Raw genomic sequence first — 19,230 nt, forward strand, 5'->3', positions numbered from 1 at the left:
GCCACTAACCTAGAAGTTAGCAAGCTAACTTCTAGATTCGTTCGACTTGCATGTATTAGGCACGCCGCCAGCGTTCGTCCTGAGCCAGGATCAAACTCTCCATAATAGTGAAGCCGAAGCTTCTTATCATAGAGCCTTTTGAGGCTCAATCTGTATTGCTGGTTTGTCTCCGCCGACTCGAAAGTCGACCTCGACGATTGTTTGTTTCTTACGCTCAATGTTCAGTTTTCAAAGAACAATTCGTGTTGCTAGTTTGTTGTGCTTGTCTGCCTCGTCCGAAGCAGGAATTTCATCTTACCTCATCCCCGCCAAGCTTGCAACCCTCAATTTTTTCCAATCGATCGATTCTTTTCGATTCGTTTCGACCTTCGAATACTTGATAGTGTTCGTGGCAGGAAATACAATTTACCATAGGTTCGCATTGATTTGCAACCCCTCAAAATATTCCAGTAGATTAGAAGCTAACTACCGTTCCCTATCTTAACGCCGTCGGCAGTTCGATCTCCAAGGTCGTTCCTTCGTTTACGACGCTATGAATCGTGAGCTTCCCGTCGTGGGCTTCGATAATACGATGGCAGACCATCAAGCCAAGCCCCGTTCCGCTTTCCTTTAAGGAGAAGAAGGGTTCTCCTATTTTCTCCATGCGATCTTGAGGAATGCCGACGCCTTGATCGACGATTCTCGTAACCACGCTTCCTTCGGGCTTCGTATACATCGTAATTTCAATCGTACCTCCGCCTTGCATTGCTTCGATCGCGTTTTTAAGAACGTTAATATAGACTTGTTTGATCTGATTCGGCTCGCATTCGATCTGCGGAAGATGCGACTGCACGATTAGCTTGATCTCCACATTAAACAATATCGCTTGCGGATACATGAACACGATGACCCCATCCAATAACGTACGTAAATCAGACCGCACGAAATGCAAGGCCTGTGGCTTGGCCATGCCGATAAACTCGTTCACGATATAGTTAATCCGATCGATCTCCATAAGCATGATATCAACGTAATCCGTCTTTTTGGCTTGTAACAGCTGCATAAATCCCCTCAGTGCCGTCAATGGATTTCTGATTTCGTGCGCGACGCCTGCGGCAAGTTCGCCCGCAATCGATAGCTTATCCGATCTGCGGATCATCTCGTCCGTCTTCTTGCGCTCGGTCAAATCTCTTATGACGACTTGAACCACGGAATTGAGACCGGCTCTGTGTACGCAGATCGAAGACACTTCTACATCTACGAACACGCCGTCTAAGCATTTCAGCTTCAGCTCGATGAACTCCATATATTCGTCTACTTTAATTACTCTTGCCATTCTCTCCTGAATGATCTTGTGATACTCCGGATCGAAAAAATCCAAAATCGGCCGGTCTATGAAGTCTTCCTCTGAAATTCCTCTGAGCAGCTTGATCGCCATATCGTTCACGAAAGTAATAACGCCCGCCCGGTGTAGCAGGATCGGTTCCGGCGACATTTTGAGGACGCGGCTGAACTCCCTCTCCTTTGCTTCCAGTACGGATTCGGCTCTCTTTCGATCCGTCATATCCCGAAACAGCAATTGAATCGAACCGATTCCGTGGAAATCGATCGGAACCGCTCTGAATTCCACATGCAACATTTGCCCATCGAATCGGATTAACCTTTTCTCGAAGCTCTCCGATGCCGTGCCTTGAACGAACAACCTTTCGACATTCTCCACTAGCCCGGGATTATCATCCGGATGCAGGAAACGGGAGATATGCTCGCCGATAAGCTGGTCGGGATCTTCCGCTCCTATTAATCTTGCCGCTGCCGGATTCGCGTACACGATGGCTAAATCCTGAAAAACGACAATAGGCTCCGGCGAACTCTCCACCAGAACCCGATATCTTTCCTCGCTTATTTTGAGTTGGTCTTCGGCCCGTTTCTTATCGGTAACGTCTCTTTCGATAACGGCTATTCCAACCAACTCAGCTTCGTCATTATATACGTGGGATATCGTGACATCCGCGTAGAAATGACCGCCGCCCTTGGTATGCTTTACTGTTTCGTAAACGGTGACATCTTCGCCCCGCACAATCCTCTCGTATATCTCGTAAGAGATGATCCATTCTTCCGGCGTGAGCGGAACCTCTTTCCCGATGATTTCCTCCCTTGTCCAGCCATGCAATTCCTCGAACCGCTTGTTTACTTCAAGCACTTTTCCCTCTAGATTAATCAAGTACACGGCATCGGAGGTAAGGTTCAGGAAAGCATCCAGCACGCGCATTTTAAACTTATCGCTATTGAAATAAGAGTCTTCCATCGTTATCACCTGTCCGGAGGGAGTGTCGAAACCGTGCTAATGCGGATCTTGGTTTGAAGCTGCGGCTTCCCTCTCGGATAGTGTAAGTATTTGTACGGGTAGCAACTTGCTTTCGATATATTGAATAAAATGATTCGTCAGTTCGGGATCGAATTGCGTTCCGCGACATTGGCGTAATTCTTCCAACGCTTCTTCGTAAGACTTCGTATTCTGGTAAGGCCTTTCTGTCGTCATCGCGTCGAAGGAATCGATAATGCAAAGCATGCGCGCCAAGCGCGGTATTTCTACTCCTTTTAATCCATGCGGGTAGCCTCTGCCGTCATATCGCTCGTGGTGCAACTCCACTAACGGAACGAGGTCCTTGTACTTCTCCGTCACAAGTACGATTTCTTTGCCCCACAATACGTGCTTCTTAACGATCTCCCATTCTTCGGGAGTCAATTTCGTCTTTTTATTCAAGATATCCCTTGGAATTTCCAGCTTGCCGATATCGTGAATCAGTGCGCCGAGAACGAAGAGGCGCCGATCCTTTTCGCCTAATTGCAAGAAGTCGGCCATATCCACCGCGTAAGAGAACACGCGCTTCGAGTGTTTAAACGTATAGACGTCTTTGGATAAAAAGATCTTGAGATGCTGCTCCAGATCGTTAATATCCTGTTCAAGGCTTTGAGGAAGATGGTTTTCCTCTCCGTATACGGAAACCGTGTTCTTTCCTTTTGATTTGGCGGCATATAGCGCTTTATCCGCCCAATCGATCCATTGCGACTTGTCGTAGCTCTCCTGATTCATTTCCACGATTCCAGCCGAAAACGACACGCATCCATGAGGGAAAACATCCACTCCGTCGAAAGGCGTATCGTTCGTCTTTTTCCGAAGCTTGTCCATGAAATCTTTGGCTTCCGCCCCCGTAAACCCGGGCATTATGATGGAAAACTCTTCTCCGCCGTAACGAGCGGCGAAGAGTTCCCGAGGATTGCAAGCCTCTTTCATAAGCGAACCGAAGAAACCCAATAACTTGTCGCCCTGCGGATGACCGAAAGAATCGTTATATTTCTTGAAATCGTCCAAATCAAGCATGACCAACGACATCGGCGTGCCTTTTTCCTTCGCTTGCTGCATATATTCATCCAGCTTTTCTTCAAAGAAGCTGTGACTGTAGAGGCCCGTTCGCTGGTCCGTATTCGCTTTTTCGCTCATCTCGTTATACATCTTGAACAGTTGGCGGAAGGCATGGGACAGCAGCATACCGATAGCCAGAAATAAAAACAATCCGAATGAGTGGCTGTTACCCAACAACATAACGAGAACAATAGATAACAGGAGCGTACCCATGTAGGCAAACAATGTATCTTGTAATATATTTTTTACGAAATCATATAAAGTTCCTTTGTACATCAAGTAATAATAAACGCCCACAAAAAGTACGTTAACGGCGAAGTAAACGGCTAAAGCGAGCATATACGCGTATAGACCGCTAAGGCCGAATGCCCCCGTCTTACCTCCTAGCCAATCATACGTTAAGCTTGCGCAAATAATCATAAAGGTATATATCGCGAAATTAAGCGTATGTTTCCACCAGAGTATCGATCGATTATAGATAAGAGAAATAACAGAGCTGAACATCAAAATCAAAAGAGAAAAGCCCACCCCAAACACGAATAAGGCAGCCAGATAGATCGAAGAATCCATCGATTGCCGATTCCCTTCAGGTGGAAGTTGGAAAGTAAAATGCTCTAATATTAGCACCGCTGCTACCATTGAATAAATCGTGACCCATTCCGATAGTGAATAATCATGGAACGTAGTGCGATGAAAAGCGACAAAAAGTATTGCGCCAACTAGACATACAAGAAAAGCATAAGTATTCCTAGGTTGACGTAGCTGTTCGAAAAATCCGAGAGCGCCTCCCATTGTACCCGCCGACCCTTCGTTCTCTCTTTAAAATATTTTAAGGGAGACAGATAATTCTGCCCCCTTGAGTTTGAAGCTTATCCTATTTTATAGCCGGATGTTAGAGCGATGACTACCGAAGCAACGATTACCGCGTTAATGACGATGCGAGAAATTTTGATGCCTTCTAGTTTTTTCATATGTACATTCTCCTTTATTATGGAATGATTAGCCGATTTTATAGCCGGACGTTAGAGCGACGACGACGGAAGCTACGATTACCGCGTTAATGACGATGCGGGAAATTTTGATGCCTTCTAGTTTTTTCATCGATAATTCCTCCTTTAATTGGGGTTGATTAGCCGATTTTATAGCCGGACGTTAGAGCGACGACAACTGAAGCAACGATCATTGCGTTGATAAGAATGCGCGTGATTTTGATGCCTTCTAATTTTTTCATGAATGTCAGCCTCCGAATTATTAGATTTTATGTGAGTTTGTCTCGACAAAGGAAGATCTGTGTTTATGCGCGAGCAATATTTGCTGCAGATAAATAAAAATTCCGAAATTCATAATTACGTCGCCAATGCTAATGACTAGATTCCTAGGATAAGGTAAAGTTAGAGGGATGATATCCGCAAGAAACGGGAGAAACGTCGAATCATTCAATAGTGCGTGCTTCGATGCGATCGCCGTGTCCGTTAATGTCGCGGCATAGGTCGGATCAATTACCGAAATGGCATCTGCCGACACCGGCATCTTGCCGCCATTCAGAAGCATGACGAGAAAGTTGAGCCCCACACCCACGAATATCCACCAGAATCCTTTTTCCTTGCGATTCAGCCACAGCATGTACAACCCCGCAACATAGATGACCATAAACATGTAGCCGTTGTAATCTCGAATCAATTGAACCTTCTCGTGCAGGGAATACAACCCTAATTGGATCAGCAGCAGTACCGGGAAAATCCAACCGCCGCGTATCCGAATCTGCGAGAGTGCGGCTAGACCGTTACGCCAACCGGCTCGAATCCAACCTACAATCAGCCCAATCACGATTCCATCGTAGACCATCTTGGTAAATCCCTTCGAACAACTCGTAGTAGAATTAGATAGCGGTTTTCTTCAAGCCCGGCTTGGGTTGACCCTTCTGTAGGATATAGGTCTTGCCGAACTTCCGGCACTTAACCTTGCCTTCCCTGCATAGCCGTTTAACATGATCTTGGTGTACTCCCCACAGCTTGGATGCCTCTTCCGTGGACATAATCTCGTTCAGCGGGTTCATTGCCTATCCTCCTCCTCGTTTAGCGAGGGGTATTCAAAGGAAGCGGATACATTTATCATTCTGTAAACATTTGTAATTTGCTTCCTGACTAGATTATAGATTGTCCGACAACGGACGTCAACAATTTTTTTCTAAATCTTCCAATCTTTTTGTATTGATTAAAAACTAACCCTATTTTTTAGCGAAAAAAAGAACTCTAGCGCTGACGGCAAGAGTTCCTTCAATCTATCATATTAACTCATAACTGAAATTAGGACAGAAGCGCCCCGCCCTCGATCAGGACAACGGTGCCGGTCGTGAATCGGTTTTTGGCAAGGTAAACATAGGATTCGGCAATATCTTCCGGCTGTGCGATTCTACCGACCGGCAATTGCTGCGCGATCGAGTTGAACATGGATTTCCGATGCTCCTCCGGCATACCTGCGTAGACTGGAGTATCTACGATTCCGGGAGAAACCACATTGACCCGAATCGGAGCAAGGTCGACCGTCAACCCGCGCACCAACCCCTCCAACGCCGAGTTGATCGCGGCTAGCGTGGACGCACCCTTCGGAGGCCGCTTGCCGTAAACGCCGGAAGTCAATGAGATGGAACCTTCTTTGTTTAAATAGGGGATTGCGGCTTTAACGGTAATATACTGGCCCCAGAACTTGCTGTCAAAAGCGGTTTGCGCCTGTTCAACCGGCAATTCGCGGAAATCTCCCATCGCGCCTTCACCCGCCGTGATCACCAGGTGATCGAAATCGCCGACCTTATCGAAAAATTCCGAGGCTTTCTCTTCGCTGCGAAAATCCAATTCGTACGCTTCGACATTCCCGCCAAGCGTTTGTTTGGCTTCCGAGAGCTTGGCAGCGGAACGGCTAGCGATAACTACGTCTGCCGCTTCTGCCAGAAACGCCTTGGCAGTCGACAATCCGATACCGGAAGTACCTCCTACAACAACGACACGCTTCCCTTTTAATGACAAGTCTATCCCTCCATTTTCTGAAATAGGTTCCAACGATATAATCATAAGAAATTCAGCATGCAAAAACAAACCGCGGGAGGTTCAAGCTTACTCCCACGGATACTTGGACACCAGAAAGTCGGCGAACTTCTTGCTTTCCTCTCTTCGGTGTTTCCTCATTACGGTTCTATTTTCGGCAGTTTCATATAACTTCTTTTCCTCTTCTGTCTCCGGCACGATACGAGGGACAAGAATCGTCTTGTTCTGCTCGTCCAAAGCAACGAAAGTAAGAAAAGAGGTCGCCGCGATTTTCCTCTCGCCGCTTCTCAAATCTTCTCTGATCACTTTTACGAACACTTCTATTGAACTCTTCCCCGTCCACGTGACGAAGGACTCCAAGGAAACGGAATCCGTCGGCCTGATCGGATATAAGAAATCCACGGAATCCGTCGAAGCCGTCACCGTCGTTACTCTACACAATTTGGAAGCGGAGATCGAGGCAATATCGTCGATATAGGACATAAGCTTGCCGCCAAACAAGGTATCATGATTATTGACATCCGTCGGAAAAACTCTGGATACTTTAAAACATCGCGTTTCTTTTACGTACTTCTTCTCCAATTCATTCACGCAACTCTCTTCCGGAGTGCAGTTCTCCGGGATATTTTTCCCAATTATAAAGAGGCTATCCCTCCGGTCGCATTGGACCTCGAGGGACAACCTCTGTAATTGTTTCGCGCGGATTGATTAAGATTGAATTTCGTTTACGATTTGACGGAGAGCCTCATCAAGCGGCGTGTTCGGACGTCCTAGCAACTTCACGAAATCATCACTCTCGACCTCCAAAGCTCCATCGCGAATCGCGCTCTGAATCCCAACCAAAAACGGAACGAACGGTTCAGGAACGCCCGCGCCGCTCATGATGCTGGCATATGTGGCGTCATCCACTTGTTGGACGGGAACTTCCCGGCCCAAGATGCCGGCAAGCATCGAAGCCAACTCTTCTTGCGAAGTAAGCTTGCCTGACAACTCATAAACGGTATTCTCGTGGCCTTCGCCGGACAGTACCGCCGCTGCTGCCCGGGCATAGTCGCGACGTGTCGCCCAACCTACTTTGCCGGATCCCGCTGAAGTTAACCAAGGCGCTCCTCCAAGGACCGCTTGAATGCTGCTGGTCTCGTTCTCCAAGTACCAGTTGTTGCGCAGGAAGGAATAAGGGATACCCGTGTTTATAATTGCTTCCTCAGTGGCGCGATGCACAGGCGCCAGGAAAATCGTGTTCTCGCTTGCATTTCCTAGGCTAGTATACGCAATGAAACCGACATTAGCTCGCTGAGCTGCAGCTACGGCAGCGGAATGTTGTCGAATCCGAGTGTCGTTGTCGCCGTCCGTGGACACGATCAAGATGCGGTCGATACCCGCGAACGCTTTGTCCAGCGTTTCCGGTTGATCGAAATCTCCATGCCGTACGTCCACGCCGCGGGCGCGAAGGCTTTCCGCTTTCTCCGGGTTGCGGACGCTGACGGCCAGATTCTCGGCCGGTACGGTTTCCAACAACGTCTCTATTACGATCGATCCCAATTTCCCGGTTACGCCAGTCACTAAAATTTTCATCGCAATTCCTCCATTATGATTAATTTATTTTCTCCCATCGTTATAACCATTTTAGTTACAACAAAGGTATAAAAAAAGCTCTAAGAGCTTTTATTACACGAACTGAGCCGCAAGCTGACTTAAGTTCACTTGAGCCAATCTTTGTTCCATCGCGGATTGGGCTTCCTTCATTTCCGCACGAAGAGCTGCCTCGATGTTCCGGCCAACCGGGCACTCGGGATTCGGTTCATCGTGGAAATTAAACAGTTGACCATCCTCGATGACTTCCACGGCGCGGTATACGTCCAGAAGCGTGATCTGATCCCGATCCTTGAGCAAGGAAGCGCCGCCCACCCCGGGACGAATGTCCACTAACCCCGCCTTCTTGAGCATCCCCATAATTCTGCGGATGATAACGGGATTCGTGTTCACACTGCCCGCAATGTAATCGCCGGTACAATCTTTGGAGCTAACGGCGATCAGAGAAAGGATATGGACAGCAATGGAAAATCTGCTACTAATCTGTTTCACTAAGCATCACCACCGTTGTAACCATTGTAGTTACTTCGAAACGCAATGTCAACCCATGACCAATTTATTCTCGGCCATTAGAGAAAAACTTAATCGATAAATCGAACGTCGTTTCGCTGTCGAATATGATAGAATAGGGCGAGTTTCAAAGCAAGGAAAACGGGGCGAGGAGCAAGATTCTGAATGTTATTAATTCATCTATTCATCTATTTAGGTATCATAGCGGCAGGGGTTTCGGGAGCGCTCGTCGGGATCAAAAAAGAGCTCGACTTATTCGGCGTCGTTTGTTTATGCATTGCAACTTCGCTAGGCGGAGGAATCGTTCGCGATATTTTGATCGGAAACCTGCCTCCCGCGGCTTTCGTCGATGCAAAGTATTTTTTCGTTAGCTTGACATCCGGTCTGTTCACATGGATTTTCTACCAGAAAATCAAACGGATGAATCATCTCGTCATCAGCGACGCGATCGGCCTCGGCGTATTTACGGCGGTCGGCTCCAATACCGCAATGTCCCTATTTAGCGACAACTACTTTTTAATCTTGTCCATGGGGCTAATCACAGGTATCGGCGGAGGCGTTCTACGGGATATTTTTTCTAAGGAAATCCCTTATGTATTCAAAAAAGAAGTCTATGCCATCGCATCGATCGTAGGCGCTTTAAGCTTTATTCTCATTCACGGGACGGTCTCCAATACCTTCGCCATGTACGTCTGCTTGCTTGTCACGTTTTTAATTCGCATCATTGCGGTCATCTATAAAATAAACTTCCCCATCTACCGCGAAAAGACGGATCTCCCCTCTAATCTTTAACTCCGCCATGAATCAGGGGGGGGGGGGCGTCGCACTCCCGCCCCCTCTGTTGGCTCATCGCAATCCGACTTTCACCCAAAGATTGCGCTCATGCTGGACGCAACAAAAAACCCTTGCTTTCGCAAGGGTTTCTTCATAATAATATGGTGCGGTCGAGAGGACTCGAACCTCCACGAGATTGCTCCCGCCAGCCCCTCAAGCTGGTGCGTCTGCCATTCCGCCACGACCGCATATTCTTTTGTCGTCCGATCCGGCTCTCGCCTTACGGAGTAATAAACTGGTGAGCCATGAAGGACTCGAACCTTCGACACCCTGATTAAAAGTCAGGTGCTCTACCAACTGAGCTAATGGCTCGCAATGGTGACCCCTAGGGGATTCGAACCCCTGTTACCTCCGTGAAAGGGAGGTGTCTTAACCGCTTGACCAAGGGGCCTAAACCGGTCTGCGATTACCGTTCTTCGAGGTGCTCGTTTCAGACGACAAAAATGATTATATCCCACGCGCAAGCCAAGTGCAAGTCCTTTTTCGAAAAAATCCAAAGTTTTTTATTATCCATTATATGGGCGGAATTATTCAACCCAGAGTTTCTGTTTTCGAACGGACAGTACCAGAGGTCCTCCTCTGTTATGATGCCCATGCGAGCATTTCGTTCAGTCCGATTATCGGCGCGAAAGACGAATAATGGCGGAATTGAATTGATTCTATGTTGGCCAACATAATCAAAAAAAGCTCATCAGCGCAAGGCTGAGAGCTTCTTTAAGTCGGCTTATTGAAGTTACATGGCGGGGAGAGAGGGATTCGAACCCTCGCACGCATTACACGTCTACTCCCTTAGCAGAGGAGCCCCTTATAGCCACTTGGGTATCTCCCCATGGCTCCCCGAACAGGACTCGAACCTGTGACAACTCGATTAACAGTCGAGTGCTCTACCAACTGAGCTATCAGGGAATGTTCAAAAGCGACAAGTAGTAATTTATCATGTTTAGAAAATGAAGTCAAGCATTTCTGAAAAGTTTTTTATAACTATTGACTTGGAATCGAATACCAGGTAATTTATTGATTAATAAATAAAGTTTTCAGAACACTAACATTGCAGTCATATCCCCCTATTAAGGAGACGGAAAGCATTATGAGTTCTAAAGATGAAGTCGCTGCAAGCCGTAAAGATCAGATTCTGCGCAGCGCGGCCGATTTGTTCGCAACCCAAGGTTACTATAAGACGACTACCGCGCATGTAGCGGAAGCCGTAGGAGTCACTCAGCCTTATGTGTTCCATTTCTTCAAGTCCAAAGAACAGTTATATCTGGCGGTACTGGAGCATGCATTCAATCGCATGCAGAACGCTTTCGCGGCCGTTAACGCGCCCGCCGATCAATTGGCTCAGCAGATGGGCGAAGCCTTTAATACGCTGCTGGCAACCCATCGTAATGAATTATTGCTGCTCATGCAGTCTTACACGACGCCCGAGCCTCAAGTCCGCCAGTTCGCGAAGGAGCGTTACTCGGAAATCTACGAAAGAGTCAAAGAACGCTTCGAGAACGCGGGGATCTCCGATGCCGGACGGGAAGCCAGCGTATTCATCTCTTGCGGGCTAATCATTACGTTGTCCGAAATTTTGGAGATGCCGAAGTTGTCGCCATGGTGCGAATCTTGAGCAATCAAGGTTCTTCCCTGACTTCAATTTATTTATCAATAAATAAAAAAATAAAGGAGAGATTTATTCATGTTTACACCTGCACGCGTTAGATTACTGTTCGTCACCTGTATCGCCTTGTTCATGGCCATGCTGGATAACCTGGTGCTCGGCGTCGCCCTTCCTTCCATCCAAGACGACCTGGGAGCTTCCCTGTCCGATCTGGAATGGTTCATGAATGCTTACACGCTCGCATTCGCCGTATTGCTCATTCCCTTCAGCGTGCTCGGGGACACCATCGGCCGCAAAAAAGTATTTCTCGCCGGCGTCGTCGTCTTCACCTTAGGCTCGCTTTTCTCCGGCCTAAGCGACAGTTCGATCGGGCTAATCCTCTCTCGCGCTCTGCAAGGCGTCGGGGGAGCCGCGATCGTGCCGCTTAGCCTTACGCTAGTCAATTCCGCATTCCCGCCTGAGAAACGGGCTGCGGCGCTTGGAATCTGGTCTGGTATTTCGGGTTTGGGACTCAGCATCGGGCCTCTCGTCGGCGGATTGATTATGGAAGGCGCGCCTTGGCAAATGATTTTCTATGTTAACGTTCCGATCGGAGTGATCGCGTTCGTATTGGGATTGAAATGGTTGCCGGAAACGCATGGTGCTCGCAAACCGTTCGATCCTATCGGTATCCTGCTACTGGTGTCGGGATTGTTCGGAATTATTTTCGGATTGGAAAGAGGCAATGCGGAAGGTTGGGGGACGTTTAACGTGTACGGTTCTCTTGCCGGAGGAGCGTTATTGTTAATCTTGTTCTATGCATGGATGAAAACGCGCCGCACTCCGTTCGTGAATTTCGACTTCTTCCGGAATAAAAACTACGCGTTCTACGCCTTCGCTGGCTTCTGGATGAACGCGGGCGTATTCGGGGCTATCTTCCTGCTTACCTTGTTCTTGCAGAAAGCCCAAGGCAATTCTCCGCTCGGAGCAGGCGTTAGGGAAATGGCATGGACGACGATGACGATGATCGCGGCTCCTCTAGCCGGTCTAGCCATCAATAAGCTCGGGAACAGAACCGTGCTGCTAAGCGGACTGTTGTTCCAAACCGCGGCCCTTGCATGGTTCGCCTTCCTCATCCGATCGCAAGGTTTCGATTTCCCATTCTTATACATGCTTGGGCCTATGATGTTAGCCGGAACCGGGATGGGACTCAGCTTCACGCCGTTATCCCATGGCTTGATCAGCTCCGTACCGGAGAATGCCTCAGGCGAAGCAAGCGGAATGGGCAATGCAACTCGCGAACTCGGCGGTGTATTCGGAATCGCGATCAGCGGATTGATCTTCCAATCGGGAGGCAGTATTCGCGCTCCGCAAGACTTCGCCCATCATATCGTGCCCAGCCTCGGCGTCGGCGCCGCGATGATGGCCCTAGCGTTCCTGGGTATCGCCCTGTTCGTCCGCGGGCGCACCACAGCTAAAGCGCCAAGTCCGGTTGTAGTTGATGCCGCTATTCCGGTTCCAACGAAGCCTTAACCCGCGGCCGCGGATACGATCCTTTAATTGATCGTCTTATCCACCCCGCTACCGCCTGCCTCGACCTGAGCATCAAACAGCTTCAATCGTCCCCGGCATCGCCCGCACGCATACTTTCGCGGGTCGGTCCGTCGCTTGCGCGGATAGCTCATTCCGCAGGCTTGGCAGAGCAGCACGTATTTTACCGGCAACCTTCTAGCAGCTCCCGGCAAGGGCTTGCAGTGTCGGGTTGCGCCGACTTCGACCAATAATCGTTTGAAGTCGGCATCCCGATGCTGGTATCCCTTGCGCTGCAGATGCAGATGATAATGGCATAATTCATGCTTTATGATTGCTTCCGTCTCTTCCGCCCCGTGAACGGCGAGCTGATGGGGACTGATCTCGATATTGTGGCTCTTCGTGAAGTAACGTCCGCCAGTCGTCCGCAGCCTCGAATTAAACGACGCCCGATGCATGAACGGACGTCCGAAGAAGGCGAGCGATACCTTTTCGATCCATTGCTGCAGCTCTTGATCGTTCATGCCTTACCTCCTGGTTACATGCTCTTTATCCGGTCGAAATTAGCGGCGGATACGGCTTGTTCTACTTGAATTGTAGACTGTTGTTGGGCTACACTGTCAAGTAGAAAAGGTTGAGGGGAGAACTTGTCATATGCCTGAAATGTCTTACGTAATCTTGCAAGAAGAACAAGGCGGCCTTCTGTTCGTGGAGATGCCCGCATCCCATGCTTACCAGCTTAGCGCCTTGAATCTTCGACTTCATAAAGAATTGACCAAGCTAACGGCCGATAACGTGCCTAAGCTGCCCCGCGCGATCGCGGAATGCCGCGCCTTGGATTTGCTCGACGAGAATCAAACGCCGGCCGGAGGCCTTCAATACGTGAACGAGCTGGAACAAACTTTTTCTTCGATTCGCGAAGGTTCTTATCCGCTCGTGTCGCTGCTGACGGAAATCCGCGCGCTGCAAGCGCAATTGGAGCAATGGTACGAAGATGAGGATTTGCTGTAATCGCTGAACTCCGCATCGGACCTGCACGGTCATCCGCCTAATCCCATATGCTAATATACAGCATGAGACGGGAGGAGGACGTTTGGGATGCCGCAATGGCTTTGCAATCAGTTGATGTCCGCATTCCAGAAAAAAGATCGCCGGCAAATTCGTCTATTGAACGATTGCTGGTATTATTACCGCGCCAAGCCCGACAAAATGAATGAAACCTCAGGGACCAACCCTTGAACTTCGAAAAAAGGATCTTCCGCCCCGCCTCCCGGCAGGACGTGAAGATCCTTTTTGCATCCTGTTTTTCAACTTGCTTAGAGAGTGAATTCGTTCCAGTTCGTTACTTCGTCGACGGCCAACCTCACGGAAGGATGGCCTTCTTTCACCGCTTTACCGACCGCGATAAGCATGACCGGAACGTAACGTTCGCCGATCCCGAATTCCTGCACGAATTTCGCCGCGTCATAACCGCCCATCGGAACAGTGTCGTAACCTCTCGCTTTTGCCGCAAGCATCAGTTGCATGGAAACGAGTCCTCCGTCGGTGTAGATGATTTTTTTCATGGCTTCAGGCGGAAGGGAAGAGAACATCTTCGTATAATTGGCAACGAAAGCCTCGCCGGTTTCCTTGGGCATATGTCCAGCTTCAACCGCGCGACCGAAAATCGTAGGGAGAAGCTTGTAGCTTTCCAAATCTCCCAGCACCGCGATGATCGCGGAAGCTTCGACGACTTGTTGTTGATTGTAAGCGATCGGGAGCAGCTTTTCTTTTAACGGCTGCGAATCGATAACAAGAAACCGCCAAGGTTGGCCGTTAGCGGAAGACGGGGCGAGAATCGCTTCGCTTAGCAGGTCGGTCATTTCTTCCTTGGAAATCTTGAAGTTCGGATCATAACTTCTAACCGAGCGGCGTTCGCGAACGACCGAAGAGAAGGCCGGGTTTTGAATCGTTTGTGTTTGCGTCATAATAGGTTCCTCCGTATCATTTTATATTCTGAGTCAAAATCTACACAGTTAATCCGAAAATAATGAGCGTTATCACTTGCGCGAAGCCCGCCCAAAACTGCGTCCTTTTCCACACAGTATTGAGCAAAAAAATTAACTGTGTCTGTTATTGCACAGTATATTCCGATCTAAGAGAACTGTCAACTCCCCATATTCTCCAACTGCTCGAACGAATGGCCTTTGCAATCCCGGGCCCGCTCGGCGATCTGCCCGACGGTATAACGTCCGAGTACCTCCAGCAACGAACGATCCATTTCCGTAGTCAGCTCGCAGAAGATGGATTGCATGTTCTGGCCGAAAGCATGAGTGCCCGTCGTTTCTTTTATGCCCAAGCAAAGCGGGTCGCCGACTTGAAGAACGGTAAATACTTCGGCCAACGTGATCGAATAAGGATCTTTGCGCAGTCGGTAGCCGCCATCCCTGCCTTCGCGCGTTTCCAGGATGCCGCCTTTGGCAAGGATGGCCAGAATACGCCTTAGCAGTGTCGCCTCCGATTGCATATAAGTAGCGAGCTCGGCGCTCGGACAAGTCTGAACTCGGTCTTTCGACAAAATGACAAGCGCTTGCAGCGCTAATCCGAACCATTTGGGATGATGGGACCCGACGCATTTTTCCGGCTTCATTTTATCGCCTCCTCGCTCTAAATAGTATCGGAATACGTCAAGGTCGGCAAGAGGTAAATGTAAGCTCTTTCTTGAAAAAGAAAATCCCGGAACGGAACCGAAGCCCGCCCGGGTATAAATAAAAGATAACAATTTATTTCCTAACGCCGAAGACGGCTTGAATCGCTTCCAAGTAGCCCAATCCATTGACCGTGTCCGGCTCCAAGTAGCTTCCTTCCGTCCATTCGTTCCAGGAATTGACCGTAACGATCGGCGTGGTCAAATGTCCTCGGTCCAAATAATCCTTCACCGCGCGCAAAGCTTCCTTGAAATGCTCCGGCGTATTGTCTACCAATACGGGCGTATACGGATATCCTACGTTGGCATGAGTGTCGGACTGCGTCGTTCTCGGCGTAGAATCCCAACCCATCGACACGTTCGGATAATACGGCAAGCTATGCTCCCCTTGCAGCACGTCCCAATAGTCGATCGAGGTCTTGGCGTATTCGGGGTAAGAAACGGTCGGATAACCGTCCAACGGCGTGTGGTGAATCCATACGTAAGAGGTTACGGAATCGAAGCCCAGCGCTTCGACCAGTCGTTTCGGATCTTGAATTTTCGATTCGGTCGGCAAAATCTGGATTCCCCAAACGACGGCATTCAAATTCAACTCTCCGAGTCCCGCTTGTCTAACCCGCTCCCGAAAAGCCAGCAGCGCCTCTCTCGTTTGCTCGACTCCCCCCAAGCCCTTAATCAAGCTCCCAAGCTCGTACAACGAAAAGTAGAGCTTTCCGTCCACCCGCCAATAGGAAGGATGCGAGAAATACTTTTCGATCACATAGTCCGTCGCCCTATCGAATGACTCCCTAGGCGTCGGCCCCTTCGTTAATAAAGTAACGTCTGTCGAGCGCTTCAACGGAAATATATTGACCCAATCATGATTCGCCCACATCAAGGAAAACTTCAAGCGATCATTGTTGGCGGCTTGCATGAACCCTTCTTCAAGCGCGCGTTGCAGAAACGGCTGATCATCGTACCAATACCAGTCATAAATAAACGAAGTGACGCCATGATCGGCCGCCGCGGCGATTTGTTGCTCGGCTACGCGCGGATCGGATTCGTCCTGATATCCCCATAAGGGTATTTTCGGTTGCTGATGGCCGGGAAATCTCGGTGTTGCGGCTTTCACGAGATTCCATTCCGTCCATCCTGCGCCATGCCACTCCTCGTTGCGGGGATCGATATGATAATTAGGGAAATAATAGACGGCGACTTCATAGGGGTTCGGCATAGGAGCTCCTCCTTGATGATCGGGCTGTCTCCCCATTTTCTCTAATCGTCGGCCTCCAGATGAGGGAGCGAATTGAGATAATTTTTCGGAGATAAGCCTTCGATTTTCTTGAATACTTTGCTGAAATGGTGTCTATCTTGATAACCGACCAGTCCGGAAATTTCGTTGATCGTATATTTGTTCTCGGCCATCAGGCTTTTCGCTTTCTCCAACCGGAGCGTCGTTAAATACTCCAACGGAGATTTGCCCGTCGCTTGCTTGAATAACGTGCGGAAATAGTTCGGAGAGAGATACAACGATTGGGCAATGTCATTAATATCGATAGCCTCGTGCAGGTGGCTATACATGTATTGAATGGCTTCGGTTGCCTTCTCCCCTTGGGGATGGCTTTTCTTGACTCCCTCTTCGGTCGACATGTCTTTCACCATCTGATGAAGAATCCGCAGCATGAGCGATCGCATGATCAGATGATAACCGTAAGGCTTGCTCTGAAAAACGTTCAGCATCTCCCGGAACAGCGGCAAATACACGTGCGATTCATGCGAATGAATGACGTAAGGAAAATCGATCTCCGCCAGCTCGAACACCGGGCGGTCCACCAATTTCTCGTCGACGGGTACGTGATCCAGATTCGGATAGTCCACGTCCGTGTACACCACCGGATCGAAGTCGAAAGGCTCTCCCATATACGCGAGATCGAAGTGCAGCGCGTAATAATAAAACGTATTTCCATCGGGATCATAACAATGATGCCGGACGTGAGGACGCATGAAATGGATATCGCCGGGCCTTAGCAAATATTCGACGCCCTCGATGTTATAGAGACATCCGCCTCGGGTAACGTAAATGACTTCGTAATCGTAGATCACCCGGGGAGGCAATTTATAAAAAGACCCGGGCTCCGGAATATGTTCATGGATATATCGCACGTAAGGCGCCAAGTTCATGAAGTCGATTTTCTTGATCATATGTTCACCCATCAATTGTTCCTCCGGCATTCTCATCATCATTGTTCGTCATTCGCGATTACAGTGATTTTAGAATACCACAGAGGGATTTGGAAGACGGACGCAAGCGTTCGGTTATCCTTTAATGGCGCCGGCGGTCAGTCCTTTGATCATGTACTTCTGGGTGACGATGAACAGGAGAATAAGCGGCAAAGTAGCTAACGAGCATAAGGCGAAGATGCCTCCCCAATCGCTGGACCGTTCCGCCTTGAACACGAAGATCTGCGTAATCAGCGTCATCTTGTCCTTGTCCGTCAGATAGAGCAAGGGACCGATGAAATCGTTCCAGAAGCCGAATACGGTCGTCACGATCAGCGTTCCAGTCGCCGGCAGAAGCAACGGGAAAATGATTAGCCAATACATTCTAAGCGGACCGTAACCGTCTATGCTCGCCGCTTCCTCCAACTCTCTTGGAATGCCCTTGGTGAACCCGACGTAGATCATCGTGGCAAAAGGAATCGTACCCGCCGTATACAGCAAAACGAGCAGCGTTCTCGTATTCATCAGGTGGAGCGATTGGGCAAGCTTATAGATCGGCACCATGCTCGTCTGGAAAGGAATGATCATCCCCGCCAAAAACAAGACGAACAAAACCTGGAAAAGCTTGTGCCGGTTGCGGGAGATCGTGTAGCCCGCCATCGAAGCCACGATTATGAGCAAGACCAAAGTCCCTCCGCAGATGAGCAAGGTATTCCCTAACGCGCGTCCGATTTGAACCTTCGCGAATACGTTATGGAAATTTCCCCAATAAATCCGGCTCGGGAATTTAAGAGGCTCGTAAAATTCCTTCGGCAGCTTGACGCTGGCTTCGAACATGTAATAACAAGGATAAAGAACGAACAGGGCCAATAGGACCATCGCTATTTCGAGCAAGCGGTCGAAGAACTTCTCTCGTAAACTTCTAACGGAAGCGGAGCGCATTAATATTCGACCTCCTTGCTTCTCGTTAACTTGAGCTGAAACGCCGTAACGATGGATATCGCGATCATGAACAGAATACCGGCGGCTGTTGCGTAACCGAACGTATTGTTCTTGAAGGCGAAATTGTAGATGACGAGCGCCAACGTAGAAGTCGCGTCGCCCGGTCCGCCGTTCGTCATTATATAAGGCATTTCAAAAAATTTCAGCGCGCCGACCATTCCTAGAAAAGTGCATATCGTAAACGAAGGCATTAACAAAGGGAAGGTTATGAATCTGAATTTACTCCAACCCTTAGCGCCGTCGATCTGGGCGGATTCGTAAACTTCATGGGGGATGGATTGCAAGCCCGCCAAGTATATTACCGCTCCGTAACCCGTCCCGTACCATAGCTGAATCAAGATGATGGACGACAAGGCCGAAGACGTCGTTCCCAACCAATCTTGGATGAGATTCTCGGCACCGAGACGAATCAATAATTCGTTGAATACTCCGTCGTACTGCAGCAGATTGGACCAAGTCACGGATACGACGACGAGGGAAACGATTAACGGCAAGTAGAACGCCGTCCTGAGAAAATAACTGGAGCGAAACGGTTTATTTAGAACCAACCCGAGCAGCAAGGACAGCGGATTTTGCAAAATAACGACGAACAGGCAAATCGTCAGGGTATTCACGGCCGAACGGATAAATAATTTATCTTCCAGCAGGTTTCGGTAATTGTCTAATCCGATGAATTTCGGCTTGCTGACGATATCCCATTCCGTGAACGAATAATACAAGCTGCTGACGAACGGATAAAAGGTAAACATCAGAAAAATGATCAGTGCCGGAAGAGTAAAAGCGATTCCGTAGACGAGCCCCTTGCGCGTTGGATGCATATTCGTTCACCTTGCTTCCGGAAAGCCCGAAG

Annotated in this window: 20 protein-coding genes, 5 tRNA genes and 1 rRNA gene; 5 read left to right on the forward strand and 21 right to left on the reverse strand. The window is 49.0% G+C overall.

Going from position 1 to position 19,230, the window contains the following annotated elements:
• The 9 genes from D7Z26_RS26230 to D7Z26_RS26275 all read right to left on the reverse strand — a co-directional run.
• Nucleotides 1-106, reverse strand: a 16S ribosomal RNA gene (locus D7Z26_RS26230); the annotation flags it as partial.
• A 369-nt stretch (nucleotides 107-475) separates the two neighbouring features.
• Entirely contained in the window at nucleotides 476-2,284 is a 1,809-nt protein-coding gene (locus tag D7Z26_RS26235) for a PAS domain-containing sensor histidine kinase (RefSeq protein WP_120979998.1), read from the reverse strand.
• A 36-nt stretch (nucleotides 2,285-2,320) separates the two neighbouring features.
• Entirely contained in the window at nucleotides 2,321-4,195 is a 1,875-nt protein-coding gene (locus tag D7Z26_RS26240) for a bifunctional diguanylate cyclase/phosphohydrolase (protein ID WP_120979999.1), read from the reverse strand.
• Between the two features lie 459 nt (nucleotides 4,196-4,654).
• On the reverse strand, nucleotides 4,655-5,248 hold the full coding sequence (locus tag D7Z26_RS26250) for a DUF5317 domain-containing protein (protein WP_120980001.1): 594 nt from the start codon (nucleotides 5,246-5,248) through the stop codon (nucleotides 4,655-4,657).
• Nucleotides 5,249-5,282: 34 nt separating this feature from the next.
• Nucleotides 5,283-5,459: a helix-turn-helix domain-containing protein gene (locus D7Z26_RS26255; protein WP_120980002.1), complete on the reverse strand. Its 177-nt coding sequence runs from the start codon at nucleotides 5,457-5,459 to the stop codon at nucleotides 5,283-5,285.
• Between the two features lie 250 nt (nucleotides 5,460-5,709).
• Entirely contained in the window at nucleotides 5,710-6,426 is a 717-nt protein-coding gene (locus tag D7Z26_RS26260) for an SDR family oxidoreductase (RefSeq protein WP_120980003.1), read from the reverse strand.
• A gap of 87 nt (nucleotides 6,427-6,513) precedes the next feature.
• The gene (locus tag D7Z26_RS26265) at nucleotides 6,514-7,026 is read right to left on the reverse strand and encodes an acyl-CoA thioesterase (RefSeq protein WP_120980051.1); all 513 of its coding nucleotides are present in this window, start codon (nucleotides 7,024-7,026) and stop codon (nucleotides 6,514-6,516) included.
• 126 nt (nucleotides 7,027-7,152) lie between these two features.
• A complete protein-coding gene (locus D7Z26_RS26270; RefSeq protein WP_120980004.1) occupies nucleotides 7,153-8,019 on the reverse strand; it encodes an SDR family oxidoreductase in 867 nt (288 codons plus the stop codon).
• Between the two features lie 93 nt (nucleotides 8,020-8,112).
• A complete protein-coding gene (locus D7Z26_RS26275; RefSeq protein ID WP_120980005.1) occupies nucleotides 8,113-8,529 on the reverse strand; it encodes an Rrf2 family transcriptional regulator in 417 nt (138 codons plus the stop codon).
• Between the two features lie 183 nt (nucleotides 8,530-8,712).
• Between D7Z26_RS26275 and D7Z26_RS26280 the strand changes: the two genes are divergently transcribed.
• Nucleotides 8,713-9,339: a trimeric intracellular cation channel family protein gene (locus D7Z26_RS26280; protein ID WP_120980006.1), complete on the forward strand. Its 627-nt coding sequence runs from the start codon at nucleotides 8,713-8,715 to the stop codon at nucleotides 9,337-9,339.
• A 144-nt stretch (nucleotides 9,340-9,483) separates the two neighbouring features.
• Here D7Z26_RS26280 and D7Z26_RS26285 read toward each other — a convergent pair.
• The 5 genes from D7Z26_RS26285 to D7Z26_RS26305 all read right to left on the reverse strand — a co-directional run bounded on the left by D7Z26_RS26285 (nucleotide 9,484) and on the right by D7Z26_RS26305 (nucleotide 10,287).
• Nucleotides 9,484-9,569: transfer RNA gene (locus D7Z26_RS26285), tRNA-Leu, on the reverse strand.
• A gap of 48 nt (nucleotides 9,570-9,617) precedes the next feature.
• Nucleotides 9,618-9,693 (reverse strand) — tRNA-Lys (locus tag D7Z26_RS26290).
• Nucleotides 9,694-9,697: 4 nt separating this feature from the next.
• Nucleotides 9,698-9,772, reverse strand: a tRNA-Glu gene (locus tag D7Z26_RS26295).
• A 347-nt stretch (nucleotides 9,773-10,119) separates the two neighbouring features.
• Nucleotides 10,120-10,210: transfer RNA gene (locus tag D7Z26_RS26300), tRNA-Ser, on the reverse strand.
• A 1-nt stretch (nucleotide 10,211) separates the two neighbouring features.
• Nucleotides 10,212-10,287: transfer RNA gene (locus D7Z26_RS26305), tRNA-Asn, on the reverse strand.
• Between the two features lie 181 nt (nucleotides 10,288-10,468).
• On the opposite strand from D7Z26_RS26305, the gene D7Z26_RS26310 reads away from it, so the two are divergent.
• Nucleotides 10,469-10,993, forward strand: a complete 525-nt coding sequence (locus D7Z26_RS26310; RefSeq protein WP_120980007.1) for a TetR/AcrR family transcriptional regulator — start codon at nucleotides 10,469-10,471, stop codon at nucleotides 10,991-10,993.
• Nucleotides 10,994-11,062: 69 nt separating this feature from the next.
• Nucleotides 11,063-12,496, forward strand: a complete 1,434-nt coding sequence (locus D7Z26_RS26315; RefSeq protein ID WP_120980008.1) for an MFS transporter — start codon at nucleotides 11,063-11,065, stop codon at nucleotides 12,494-12,496.
• A 23-nt stretch (nucleotides 12,497-12,519) separates the two neighbouring features.
• Here the strand turns inward: D7Z26_RS26315 and D7Z26_RS26320 are convergent, their stop codons facing one another.
• Nucleotides 12,520-13,017, reverse strand: a complete 498-nt coding sequence (locus tag D7Z26_RS26320) for a SprT family protein (RefSeq protein ID WP_120980009.1) — start codon at nucleotides 13,015-13,017, stop codon at nucleotides 12,520-12,522.
• Between the two features lie 130 nt (nucleotides 13,018-13,147).
• Between D7Z26_RS26320 and D7Z26_RS26325 the strand changes: the two genes are divergently transcribed.
• Nucleotides 13,148-13,504, forward strand: coding sequence for a hydrolase/acyltransferase (locus D7Z26_RS26325; protein ID WP_120980010.1), 357 nt, complete (start codon nucleotides 13,148-13,150; stop codon nucleotides 13,502-13,504).
• Nucleotides 13,505-13,591: 87 nt separating this feature from the next.
• A complete protein-coding gene (cmpA, locus tag D7Z26_RS26330) occupies nucleotides 13,592-13,732 on the forward strand; it encodes a cortex morphogenetic protein CmpA (RefSeq protein ID WP_120980011.1) in 141 nt (46 codons plus the stop codon).
• Nucleotides 13,733-13,809: 77 nt separating this feature from the next.
• On the opposite strand, the gene D7Z26_RS26335 is transcribed toward cmpA, so the two are convergent.
• The 6 genes from D7Z26_RS26335 to D7Z26_RS26360 form a co-directional block, all read right to left on the reverse strand.
• A complete protein-coding gene (locus D7Z26_RS26335; protein WP_120980012.1) occupies nucleotides 13,810-14,460 on the reverse strand; it encodes a nitroreductase family protein in 651 nt (216 codons plus the stop codon).
• A gap of 179 nt (nucleotides 14,461-14,639) precedes the next feature.
• A complete protein-coding gene (locus D7Z26_RS26340) occupies nucleotides 14,640-15,122 on the reverse strand; it encodes an Rrf2 family transcriptional regulator (protein ID WP_120980013.1) in 483 nt (160 codons plus the stop codon).
• Between the two features lie 133 nt (nucleotides 15,123-15,255).
• Entirely contained in the window at nucleotides 15,256-16,392 is a 1,137-nt protein-coding gene (locus tag D7Z26_RS26345; RefSeq protein WP_158602451.1) for a glycosyltransferase WbsX family protein, read from the reverse strand.
• Between the two features lie 41 nt (nucleotides 16,393-16,433).
• On the reverse strand, nucleotides 16,434-17,372 hold the full coding sequence (locus D7Z26_RS26350) for an AraC family transcriptional regulator (RefSeq protein WP_158602452.1): 939 nt from the start codon (nucleotides 17,370-17,372) through the stop codon (nucleotides 16,434-16,436).
• Between the two features lie 102 nt (nucleotides 17,373-17,474).
• Nucleotides 17,475-18,320 carry a carbohydrate ABC transporter permease gene (locus D7Z26_RS26355; RefSeq protein ID WP_120980016.1) on the reverse strand — a complete coding sequence of 282 codons (846 nt, stop codon included), beginning with the start codon at nucleotides 18,318-18,320 and terminating at the stop codon, nucleotides 17,475-17,477.
• On the reverse strand, nucleotides 18,320-19,198 hold the full coding sequence (locus tag D7Z26_RS26360; protein WP_120980017.1) for a carbohydrate ABC transporter permease: 879 nt from the start codon (nucleotides 19,196-19,198) through the stop codon (nucleotides 18,320-18,322). The genes D7Z26_RS26355 and D7Z26_RS26360 overlap by 1 nt, the downstream gene beginning before the upstream one ends.
• Between the last annotated feature and the right edge of the window lie 32 nt (nucleotides 19,199-19,230).

The organism is Cohnella endophytica, from assembly GCF_003628305.1.
In the GTDB taxonomy this organism is placed as follows: domain Bacteria; phylum Bacillota; class Bacilli; order Paenibacillales; family Paenibacillaceae; genus Cohnella; species Cohnella endophytica.